The sequence below is a fragment of the Bacteroides sp. 41_26 genome (genome assembly GCF_949740115.1).
Taxonomy (GTDB): Bacteria; Bacteroidota; Bacteroidia; order Bacteroidales; family Bacteroidaceae; genus Bacteroides; species Bacteroides nordii.
This window is the reverse complement of record NZ_CATJGZ010000054.1, coordinates 45108-57399: the sequence shown is the minus strand read 5'-3', so window position 1 is coordinate 57399 and position 12292 is coordinate 45108. Positions and strand designations below refer to the sequence as shown.

Genomic DNA, 12292 nt, shown 5'->3' with positions numbered 1-12292 from the left:
AATTATTTAAAACTAATTAAGTATTTAGTGTATTTTATCTCATCATAACGGAAAGTTTCATCCTCTTCCATAAGTTTGGGACGTTTTGCTCCATCAAGCTTCATTTTCTTCTGTACAGCCACTACAAACTTCTCTTCATCGGCTTCCTTCAGCACTCCTGTCAGTTTTTTACCACTTTTGGTCAATACTTCCACTTCACTGCCGATATGATTATAGTACTGCTGCACTACCTTGAATGGCTGTCCGATTCCAGCCGAGCCAACTTCCAGCTCATAATCCTCCTCTTCACGGTTTAATTTAGATTCGATGAAGCGACTCAGCTCCACACAATCTTCAATCCAAACTCCTTCTGCATGGTCTATTTCAACCACAATCTTGTCATCAGGGCTTACAGTTACTTCTACCAGAAAGTAGTCTTTTCCTTCCAGCCACTCTTCAACAATCTGACAAACTGTTTTCTTTTCTATCATTGATTAGCTATATAAGAACAAAAAAAGGAGCTTAATCGCCCCTCCACCTTTCATCCGTTTCGGGTGCAAAGATATAAATAATCTATTCGACTACAAAATATTAGAGAAAAAAAGTTTAATATAACACCAGACGCAAAGGTTACTACTCTTTATACCACTAAAAGAGATGTCAAACAGATGCTGATTTGGTAAAAAAAGAGTAGTTATCTATTTGCAACGGAATTTATTCGGATCTGAATAGAAACGAGCAAAACTCACCACAGAGTAGCACAGAGTTCCACAGAGTAGTATTTATCTGATAAAACGCGGATTAACACAGATGAACGCAAATTAAAAGACTGTGGTTCTTTATCATACATTTGTTTCCCTTTGCGAGAATCTGCGATCATCTGCGTTTCAATAAAGATTTAAACTCTGTGGAACTCCGTGTTACTTTGTGGTGAAATACATTCAAAACCATACAGTAACGAAGATTATGTCCCTATCTTTTCGGTAGCGGAAGTATCCATAGACGGCATCATTACCCTTGCCCGGTGTTGTACTCTGTCTTTCTCAGAAAGGAACACTCCTTTCCCCGGTGAGCAGCATTGTTTTACATGTACATGTTTCACTGCTCCACATGTACATGTCGTACCGTCCCACATGTACATGTCGTACTGCTTTACATGTACATCTAAAACAACGTCACACACCGAGGCTTCATACGTTACTCTACGAGATAGAGCTTTATCGATACCGGAGAAAGAGACGGATGGCAATGACAAACACCATTAAGCTCAAAACTGAATTTATTTACTATTAGACGAATTACGATGTACGATTGAAGTAACTCTCTTTTAAAAGCCTGTTTCAGCGCTGTCAGAGACAGAGTAATCCCAATCGTACATCGTAATTCGTCTAATCGTAAATAGATTCGAAATGAATCGAACTTGCACAGAGTTTTTATCTGATGAAACGCGGATGAACACAGATGACGCAAATTAAAAGACTGTAGTTCCTTGTCATCTACTTGTTTCCCTTTGCGAAAATCTGCGTCCTGCGTTTCAACTAACCATCGCCTGGCGTACCTCCCCGTGGTGCGGGAAGCACTCAGTGATAAACCTCCGGAGTAGTGAGTGTGCCATCTTCCCCGATCAACTGAAATCCACGTTTGTTCCAGTAACGATGATAACCTCCAATGTTACTATTAATATAGATAAGTTCAAATGAGTGAATTCCTTTCTTCAAAGCAACTGACTTCCGGCTCACTGAATGTCGTATCAATTTCCCGCTATTATTTATTATTTTCTCCCCGTCTATCTTCAGTTGATCCATTTCGGAAGAGATATAATAAACCCCGTCAGCAGGAACCTCGAAATATCCTTTATAAAGGAAAGCACCGTTAGCTTCTGGTTTTACATCCAGATGAAACCCCGGAACGATCATTGGCTTTTCCCAATTCGCATCAGTTAAGTCTGTGACATAATAATACTTACCGGAGATACGTTGTAGTTCTGCTCCTGCCACCAATTTTCTGTGAAGAGCTGGTCTCATTTTTTCTTTCCGGACATCTATAATTCTTGTCCGGCTCAGTTTGCCGGACGGAAGCATGGTAGCTATTCTCAGCGTCGTATTCTTCATAAATACAAGAGGGGTGGTATATAGAGTGGATTGTGTTGTAGGCATCGTTCCGTCAACTGTATAAACCATGGGTAAATTGCGGCTGTTATGAAAAGTCAGAGTTGTTTTATCAACAAATGCTACATAATCGGCCTGTGGTCCTTCGGGCAATGGAATATGATAATTAATATGATGGGCATCCAGGCGCCTCAACTGATTGTCCAAACGCTGAACAAAGGCAGTATAATCCTTATTCTCTTTTTGTGTCCAGGTTAATTCTGCCATGGCCAGCATACGCGGATAAAGAAGATATTCCGTATGCTCGGCAGTCGGAGAATATTCTGTCCATAAATTGGCCTGTGCACCCAATATGTGGTGAGATTTCTCCCGGGAAATCCCTGCTGCTACCGGTTCATATTTATATGCCTTCTCGAGCGAAATACCGAAACTGATGGTGATAGGTTCCACTTCCGGTGCTCCTTGCCCGGCATCATAATAAGCAAAATTCAAAGGAGTCATAATAACATCATGCCCCATGTTGGCGGCAGTGATTCCACCTTGCTCCCCCGTCCACGACATGACAGTAGCAGATGCGGCAAGCCCTCCTTCAAGTATTTCATCCCAGCCAATCATTGCTCTGCCATGTTTTAACAGGATTTTCTCGATACGATGTACAAAATAACTCTGCAGTTCGTGTTCATTCTTCAGCCCCTCTTCTTTCATACGGTGCTGGCATTTGCGACAAGCTTCCCAATGAATCTTCGGGCATTCATCTCCACCGATGTGAAAGTATTTTCCGGGAAACAAAGGAACGACCTCACCTATCACATCTTCCAGAAAGTTGAATACACGGTCGTTTCCGGCACAATATACGTTATCTTCCACACCCCACTGGTTTCTCAACTGGAAAGGGCCTTCGATACAGGATAATTCCGGATAAGCCGTAATTGCCGCAAGGGCATGCCCCGGAAGTTCTATTTCCGGGATAACGGTGATTTTCTTTTCAGCAGCATAAGCCACAACTTCCCGAATCTGGTCTTGTGTATAGAATCCACGGTTCACACTTCCGTCCACATTGTGCCGGACAGATCCTATCTCTGTCAGCAAAGGGTATTTTTTTATCTCAATAGTCCAAAGGTGATCGTCAGTAAGATGCCAGTGAAAGTAGTTCATTTTAAACATAGCCATGATATCCAACTGTTTCTTTACGAAATCGACATCAAGAAAGTGCCGGCATACGTCCAGCATCATGCCGCGATAGGCAAAACGGGGTTCATCTTTTACAGAAACGCAGGGAAGAGTCCATGCCACATTGTCCACAACAACCGCCTCTTCTATTTCAGGAGGAAGGAGTTGCATCACTGTCTGCATGCCGTAAAACACCCCTCTGTCACTCTTTCCGGTTACTGTGATCTGTCCGGGCATCACTTCCAATAAATATCCTTCCTCATTGAGAGGCAATTGGCTGTCTATTGATAATACAATGCTGTTTTCGGTAGCAATCGTGTTTACAGGCAGTTCATATCCTGTAGAGCGCTTTATTTTAGCCCCGAAATATCCGGCAACATCTTTCAGCTCAGTAGTTTGAACAACAAAAGAGGTCTGTGGAGTAATCATAAACTCTCCCTGCCGCACATGCACTTCCTGAGGATAAGGTGTTATAGTGATTTGTCTGTTACCCGTAGCAAAAGCTGACACCACGCTAACGGCTGCCAATAAATTTAGAAAGAATCGTTTCATAATAGTATCAGTTGTTTTAATATTTATCAGTTTCCGGCCATTACCTGTCTTCACCGTATGCCAGTTTTACATTGATGTCCGTATGATGATTCACAGGTACAGTCTGTTTCAAATACCCTTTCCCGGAGAATATCAGGATATCATCCGATGCGGCTTTTATTTCATACTCTCCCTTCTTATTTGTTTTCCCAATCTCCTTTTTCTGCCCGACAGACCAGATAGAAATATTCGCGACCAAAGTGGCCTGTATATCTCTCACGATCCCTCGAACAATCCTCATTTCTCCCGTTCCTACAGGTTTGCTTTGAGTTGCAATCTCATCTCCCGAATTCTTCTTCACATTGTCACCCATCCTTATCGTTTGTTTCAGCAGGATATTATCAGATGAGTTGCCCAACTGAATCTCAAACTCGCCGGGTTCTACCAACCGCAGCCCGGCTTCATTTGTCAGGGCAAGTTCTGCAACCGGGAAGCGTAACAAAACCGTTCTCTGTTCTCCCGGTTGCAGTTCCACCTTCGTAAATGCTTTCAGTTGTTTTATAGGGGTAACAACTGAGCTGACAAGATCACGTACATAAAGCTGAACGACCTCTTGTCCGGCCCTTTTGCCTGTGTTAAGTATTTCTGCTTTGACAAAAACCGAATCTTCCTTTACCGATACCTGCATATCCTTCATAGAAAAAGAAGTATAGCTCAATCCGTATCCGAAAGCCCATAAAGAAGCAGGAGAAGAGAACACATAATCCCGGCCCGGCTTCTGATAACTCCCGGGGTTCTTATAGAAACCTTTATCAGAAGGCAAATAGTTATAATAAGCCGGAAGATGTCCTACGCTCTGCGGAAACGAGAAAGTCAACTTCCCGGAAGGGTTTACCTTGCCGAAAAGAATGTCTGCGATAGAGTTACCCGCTTGTTCGCCTGCGTACCACTGTACTAGAATAGCCGGAAGATGTTCCTTCTCCCAAGCGATAGTGAAAGGTTTCCCACTTACCAGCACCAGTACTACGGGTTTTCCGGTTGCATAAACTGCCTTTATCAACTCTCCCTGTGCTCCGGTAAGATTAAGATCATGCAAATCGAACCCTTCGCCACAGTTAGTATTACTATAATCTCTTGCCAAAGATGCGCTCGAACTGCCACAGAACACCAGAGCGACCTCACTTTTCTGCGCTGCTGCCACAGCTTCGGGTATCAATGAAGTATCTTCGGACATCATACTGCATCCCGGAGCATAGTGAATGGCAACTTTACTTCCCAGCAGCTTCTGTAATCCTGCCAATGGAGTAACCCCATCTTTATTATCCCGGCTCCAAGTATAGTCACCAAACTGTACCTGTGCTGCATTCGGCCCTATCACAGCAACTGAGCGTAACTTGTTTGCATCCAACGGCAACAGTCCATTCTCATTCTTCAATAATACTACAGACTCATCTGCAATTTTACGGGACAAGGCGATACTCGCAGCAGAGTGCATCACCGTTTTCTTTATCTTTTCACCAAAAGGGTCTTCAAAGAGCCCCTGTTTAAATTTAGCAGTCAGCACACGACGTACGGATTCATCCAGTATCTTTTCGTCAAACTCTCCTTGCTCAATAAGTTGCTTCAGGTGCGGATAGCATTCACTGGAAGCCTCTACATCGAGTCCGGCAGAAAGTGCTTGTACTGCACAATCAGCAGGTGTGGCAGCCGTATGATGAAAGTTCTGCAACATCTCAATTGCCCCCCAATCAGAATAAACATATCCTTTGAATCCCCATTGTTTCCGCAAAACGTCGGTCAACAAGTAGGCAGAAGCCGAATTAGGAACATGATTCCACGAATTATAGGTAGACATAACTGCCTGTACCGGCAACTGAGTAATAACCATCTCGAAAGGTTTCAGGTAGATATCATGCAAATCCCTCAAGCCACTCTCCACAGAAGCGAGATTCAAACCACCTAAAGGGTTACCATGTGCTCCGAAATGTTTCAGCATAGGAGAGATACCGTTATCCAAATACCCACGTGTCTCTGCCAGAGCCAATGTCCCGCAGAGGAAGGGGTCTTCTCCGTAGGACTCTTCAACTCTTCCCCAACGCAAGTCGCGTACCACATCAATACAAGGGGCAAGAACCTGACGCATCCCTTGGGCATGAAGATCACAGGAAGTCAGAGCCGCCTTCTGATAAGCAAGTGCCGGATTGAATGTACTTCCCAATGCTATGTTCTGAGGAAAAATGGTAGAACCCTCATGAGCGGATCCGTGCAAGGACTCGGCAACGGTAAACACCGGTATTCCCAGACGAGTATTCTTTATCATATACTCCTGAATCACCCGCATATTTTTCCGGCAGTTTTCACCGGTCAGCGGAAAACCTTCCACAAAGCCCCAACCTATATCACCCACAAAAGTGGCGAGTTTATTCTCATCGAGTTCCTGTCCGTTGAATATATTCCAGGAATGTATATGGCGTATCTGGGCTATCTTTTCTTCAAGTGTCATGCGTTGCAGCAAATCCTCTACTCTGTCTTGTACAGGTAATGCGCTGTTCCTATAAGGAAGTTGTTGTGCCACCCCTAATCCTTGCTGAGACAGCAACAAAAGCAATAAAAGTGCTAATTTATTCAACAGTCTGTTCATGATATGTCTTTTTATATATTTTGGTAACTGTATTGCCACATTCTTTTCCCTGCGGCATGTCAATTGTGATTCTATCTTCTCCTATTCTCAGAGTAATACTCTGTAAATCAGCCCTCATCATAGCATCAGTCACAGATATCTTAGTGCCCTTTGCATCCTGTTCCATCAATACAACACAAGGTTCGGAAGCCGAGATTTCGGTATTACCAACCGTTACAACCGCATCGTCCTGATAAAAAACAAGCCCTGTAAGCATGTGATCCACCGTCGAAACGGCTTGTGCAAGCGTATCATTTCTCAATACGACAAAAGGCAATTCATAAGCAGGAGTCCCTTCACCACAATAAACAACGTAGCCATATTTACCATCTTTTACCTCCCGCCCCTGATCAATCCAAAGACGAAAGACAGCAGCACTATCCGGCAAATTCGCTTTACCTTTATTGCTCAGATTCCTTTTTAACCATTCGTTAGGAAGGGTTTCGACTGAATAAAAGGCATCCGAAGAATAGGGTGGTAATACCGTATAGGCAAATCCTCCCTGCTGCATGATCCATACCGGTTTTCCATCCCGGCACAAAGTACCCGAGGCCGAAGTTACCGGAGAGATGGACTTCCCATCAAACAAAGACACTTCTCCCTGATGGGCTGTTTGCTCTATCGAAGTCCGGATCGTACCTTCCAGTTCAGGAGACAGGTTGGTTACACCGGCTCCTAAAGCAACCAGATAATCTCCCATTATAAACCAGGATTTATAAGCTTTCACTCCGAAGGCCGACGAATTATTCTCTTTTACCCGTTTTTCTTTTGCTTCGGCATCCATTTTTTCGAAGATAAAACCTGCTACTGCATTCTCTCCTCCGCTCGTAGCACCTCCGGCAAAGTTGTGTTTACTGCAAAACCCTCTCCAATTAGTCACAGGAGACAGTTTATCCATACCTTCCCGTGCGGTAACACCCGGCATAGCGGTCAAATCCATAGCACCTATTATTCTACGGTATTCGTCTCCCTGGCGTTGAAAAAAGGTTAACCCGTCATTGGTGAAAATATTAAACTCATCCGCAAAGTTTCTCGCACTTTCAAGTCCGTCACAGCGGAAAGAGGCCATATTAATAAGGATATGGTACTCTTTATTCTTCTTAATCAGATCATCATTATTGAAAAACCAGTGAGATCCGTGATACATGCCGTCCGGATAATTATCCATACGGATATCTTCCCGCCCGGCCTCGTCAATCAGTTGTTTCAACTCTTTTAATTCGGCTGAAGTAAAGGCATCTGCATAGTCCTCCACTGTTCGCTTCAGCATTTCATAATAAGGTACGGGCTGATGCCTGCCCTCATAATATACCATCGAATACCGGTCGAGACACGGAGGAATGTATCCTTTGTAATGATAAAAGTTACTTCCCCGGTAGAAATGGAGTAGCGCTTCCGCATTCTCCCTGCTTAATGTCTGAGCCCAGGGAGTCTTCTTCAACACTTTCAGAATATTCAAGGCACTGGATGCACCGTGAATAGGATATCCCCATACCAGACATTGCTTACCATGCCCCCATCCGGCACCATCGGCTGTAAATCCTTCATTCCAGAAAGCCTCTTCATAATTGGTTTGGGACACATTGCTTAGACTCTTTTTCGCAACTTCTGCTACAACGTCTACCATCGGAATAGAGTCCATCAGCACAGCCGTCTCCAACAGAGGACGGTAAGCCAGTGCATTTCCTCCTACCCACCATACATGATGACGAAAACGGGGAATACTGACCACGTTTTTGTCCGTTTCATCCTTACGTAAGGGTTGTGTCCACGATTGCATAGCAAGGTATTTGAGCATCCGGTTTGCCTTTCCCTCCAAAGAAGAAGCGTTTTTATCCGTTTCCGTTCGCTCCATCGCATCTATCAACAGATAATAAATGCCGCAAGCCGCCTGAGGGATAGCAAAACAAGAGGCATGAAACCGATCATTCGGCTGGCGGTTCTGTTCGATAGTACCATATCTGACAATTGCTTTCCAATACTTATCAGGAATTTCTTTTCCACCCTTCTGACGGTAATAAGCAGCAAGTGACCTCAGACGGTTCATTGCTTCGGTGAGATAAAGTCCCATATGTTGTTGTTCGTCAAAACTTATACTTTCGAGCAGCTTCCGTGTTCCTATCTCTCTTTCATAAGCAATCATGTCTGTAAACTGTCCGTCACGATTCAACAGGCTGATATATTTTTCACAGTCAGCTTCATTACAGGAACCATTTACATTTGCCACATAATACTCCCTAAGCATACGCATACCTTCTTTCTTCGACGGTTGTGCGAAGACACCGCAAGAAAGCAAAATCAAAATCGCGAATAAATGTGTTCTCTTCATATATCAATTCTTATTTTCCCATCGGAAACTTATTCGTAAATGTAATCGTCTCTCTGGCTTCCATTTTTCTCTCCGTTATTTGGTCCGTGAAAGGATTATTCAGCCTCATCAATCCTCCTTTTTCAGATTCAACAGTGATAGAAACAATCTTCCCTCCTTCATAAGAGGCAGATACGAGAAAAGCTCCCATCGCCCGGAGATGCCGGAAAGATACATCTTCCCATTTGGTGGATAAGGCCGGAAATACTTTTATCACTCCGGTATGACTTTGCAACAGCATTTCCTGAATAGCAGCCGCACAAGCAAAATTACCTTCCAGTGTAAACGGACGATAGGTAAATTGCGAATAGCCGGCGTTCAACTGGTCACCGTTCAGATGAAAACTGTTCGGAGAACAAAAAGCTTTAATAAAGATGTGCAAGTTTCTCACCACATCATCTCCTTCAAAAACACGGGCCTTCATATTGGCCAGCCATGCATAAGTATATCCGGTCCACCAATCCGTGCCCAGCATCTCTACATTCTTAATAGAACGCAATATCAAATCGATATTCCCATTCCCTTTACTCACGTCTATTAATCCAAAAGGATGAAAAGACAGTAAATGTGAAAAATGGCGATGCGACTCCACTTGTGACTTTCCGGGTGCGATCATCAACCCACTCTCATTCACAGCAGGTTTAGGCCATTCGCTTAGTTGCCTTACCCAATAACCGGCTTCTTCGTTCAAGCCCAAAGCCTCCGCCATCTCCCGGGCAATGGTATACGTCAGCCGTATATTGGCAAGATCATAATTTGTTGTTTTCTGAAACCAAGCATCTATACGATTGTCATTTATCTCCGGAGAAGTAGATAAAGGAAGTTGTCGTTCTCCGTTTTCATCCCGTACTGAAATATTCTCAAAATACCGTGCTACCTCCTTTATCCATGGATAAGCGCGGTTCTTCAGGAATTCGGTATCCATACTATACTTCCATTGCAGATAGAAATGGTGCGATAACCAACCGGCTGTAGAGGGAGAGTGTGAATAAGGGCTCCATCCACCGATGGGTTCTCCTGTCAATGTAGCAATACAAGGAACATTCAGTCCTTTCACTCCATAAAACTGCCGGGTGAATGCTTCTGCATTTTCTTTTATCTTCCAGAGCCAGTCGGTAAACACGGACGACTCTTCAAGATGATTAGAGGTATATCCTGCCCAATAACTCAACTGGGTATTCAAATCGCTGTGAAAGTCTCCACGCCAGGGAGGAGTCTGACCGTTATCGGCAGTCCATACAGCTTGCAGACAGATAGGGGGTGCGCCCTTTCGTGAAGCAGCGGCAAACTTGTACATTTCCAGATACCATTGTTTCTCCAGTAATGTATCGGGCAGGCTGATAGAAGATTTCATCCAATATTCCCGCCACCAACGCTTATGCATCGCCAGGCTGCTATCAAAGTCGCGACTCATAGTTTGCCTCATACATTCCAATGCCCCCTCCTTCTCCGAATACCAGGTTCCTTTGGAAGTTACACAATACTCCCCCTCCAGCGAATGCCCGGAAACAGACTTCCAGTTTAATGCTATTTCATAAGAAACACCTCCCCACCCTTGCTGCTGATAGAGCAAAGTTCCGGGATTTATTCGTTCTACTTTTCCTCGTTTATATCCCAATGCAGTCAGCTTATTTACACCGGGCTGATAGTCCAGTTTTGCATCATTTTCTTCATATAAAGGAGTTATCAGCTCCGGAGAAAGAGTATCCGGCAGATTTTCAAATAAGAAACGCCCTCCTTTCTCATTAGCGGAAACAAAAATGCGTGCTTTGGCTCCATTCTCCCATAAAATGGTACAGACAGCAGAAGTCAGGTCCAGACTTACATTCCTTACTCTTCCTAAAGAAGCAATGTTAAACTCAATAGCTCCTGCAGGTATCTTAGTGGGAGCCGCGTCGTATTTAGTCCTGTCGTCTATCAAGCGTTGGATAGGGGCAATATCTTTTTTTCGAAGTACCTGGTCACAAATAAACTGATAAGAATGATCGGGTGATTTGAACTCTTCTACCGGACGTAAGTCCCACAGATCGGCCCGGTCTATAGCGATTCTCAGTTTCCCTTCCTTCTGCCAGATAAGAGCACCGGTTAAACCATTTCCCAATGGAAGGGCTTCGTCCCAAACCTCCGGAAGTTTCTCAAAACGAAGGTTATGATAAGGACGGGGAAGATCGGACACCTCCTCTCCCGACCGGCAGGAAAACAAGATTCCTACCACAACTATAAGTAATAAATGTTTTACACGCACCATAATCAAACAAAATTTATATAGAAACAGGGATATATCCATCTTATGACATATATCCCCGGCTACCCTGTCAACAATACAACAAACTATCGCATAAAGCCTAATATATATGCAATTTATCAGGATACACTTACCTTTACAACCTGATTACCACACTTTAAAATATAACAGCCTGTATCCTTCACAGTAATACGCGCCGAATCAACTATATCTATTCTTTCTACCAATCGACCCGAATAATCATAAATAGAAACCTTACCGGTTGTATTCTCAACGCATATTTCTTTTCCTACCACTGAGACCTTCATCGGATCTGCAAAGGTATTTGGGGAGAAACCGGTAGGAACTTTCTCATAGGCCTTTACCCAATCTATTTCCATATATCCCGGTAACTCTTCATCATTAATCACTCCGGGCCAGGTTCCTTCACCTCCTAAAGCATAATTCAAAATGAGATAGTAAGGAACATCAAACACCCATTGCTTACAAGCCTCACTTTCGGGTAACTGATTATTTCTCAGATAAGTACCCGTACTTACTCCGTTAATAAAGAAAGATAGTTCGTCCGCTGTCCAAACCAAAGTATATGTATTAAAATCATCGAGAACATACTTTCCGCCCAGACCCGATCCGCGATATTCCTCACTTCCCGGATGAACACTGTGCCATGCCATATATTCATGACTCACCTGCTCCATAATATCTATTTCTCCCCCATATCCTGTAGAATATTGCGGACTGACAGGCAATAACCAAATAGCAGGCCATCCACCCTGTACAGATTTGAATTTTGCACGAACCTCTAATTTACCATATTTAAAAGCTACCTTTCCTTTCGTCCAGATGCCTCCTGTCCGGTATCGTTTCGCCTTCTCTGCCTTCAGTACGAGTTTACCATCCTGCAGGTAAGCCTGATCATAACTTTTCGAAAGATAAATAGACCAGGGTGCACCATCCGGAACAGCAAACGACCAATATTTAGGATCGGGTTTCCCGGTATCCTGATCGAAATCATCATAAAAGACCAGTTTATAGTCCGTAGTTTCCGAAGTTTTCATCTGTGCATAAAGTAATCCGCCCAAAGATAAAGAAAGTATTAATAGAATCAGCTTTTTCATCGAATATCCGTTTTATAGGGTGAAGAGCCAGGGATATATTCGGCTCTTCACACCTTCATTTATACTATTATTTACCACCGTAAAAAATACGGT

The 12292-nt window shown here is 43.6% G+C and carries 7 protein-coding genes; all 7 read right to left on the bottom strand.

Going from position 1 to position 12292, the window contains the following annotated elements; genetic code table 11:
• Positions 1 to 2: 2 nt before the first annotated feature.
• Entirely contained in the window at positions 3 to 470 is a 468-nt protein-coding gene (gene rimP, locus QX565_RS04420) for a ribosome assembly cofactor RimP (protein ID WP_221650684.1), read from the bottom strand.
• Between the two features lie 473 nt (positions 471 to 943).
• Positions 944 to 1228: a hypothetical protein gene (locus QX565_RS04415; RefSeq protein ID WP_289291525.1), complete on the bottom strand. Its 285-nt coding sequence runs from the start codon at positions 1226 to 1228 to the stop codon at positions 944 to 946.
• Positions 1229 to 1559: 331 nt separating this feature from the next.
• The gene (locus QX565_RS04410) at positions 1560 to 3809 is read right to left on the bottom strand and encodes a family 20 glycosylhydrolase (RefSeq protein ID WP_289291523.1); all 2250 of its coding nucleotides are present in this window, start codon (positions 3807 to 3809) and stop codon (positions 1560 to 1562) included.
• Positions 3810 to 3849: 40 nt separating this feature from the next.
• A complete protein-coding gene (locus QX565_RS04405; RefSeq protein WP_289291522.1) occupies positions 3850 to 6429 on the bottom strand; it encodes a glycoside hydrolase family 3 N-terminal domain-containing protein in 2580 nt (859 codons plus the stop codon).
• Positions 6410 to 8797 carry a polysaccharide lyase family 8 super-sandwich domain-containing protein gene (locus QX565_RS04400; RefSeq protein ID WP_289291521.1) on the bottom strand — a complete coding sequence of 796 codons (2388 nt, stop codon included), beginning with the start codon at positions 8795 to 8797 and terminating at the stop codon, positions 6410 to 6412. Before QX565_RS04400 ends, QX565_RS04405 begins: the two co-directional genes overlap by 20 nt.
• Before the next feature lie 10 nt (positions 8798 to 8807).
• Complete coding sequence (locus QX565_RS04395; RefSeq protein ID WP_289291519.1) at positions 8808 to 11084, bottom strand: glycosyl hydrolase family 95 catalytic domain-containing protein; 2277 nt, start codon at positions 11082 to 11084, stop codon at positions 8808 to 8810.
• A 116-nt stretch (positions 11085 to 11200) separates the two neighbouring features.
• Positions 11201 to 12199 carry a glycoside hydrolase family 16 protein gene (locus tag QX565_RS04390; protein ID WP_289291518.1) on the bottom strand — a complete coding sequence of 333 codons (999 nt, stop codon included), beginning with the start codon at positions 12197 to 12199 and terminating at the stop codon, positions 11201 to 11203.
• Positions 12200 to 12292: the final 93 nt, after the last annotated feature.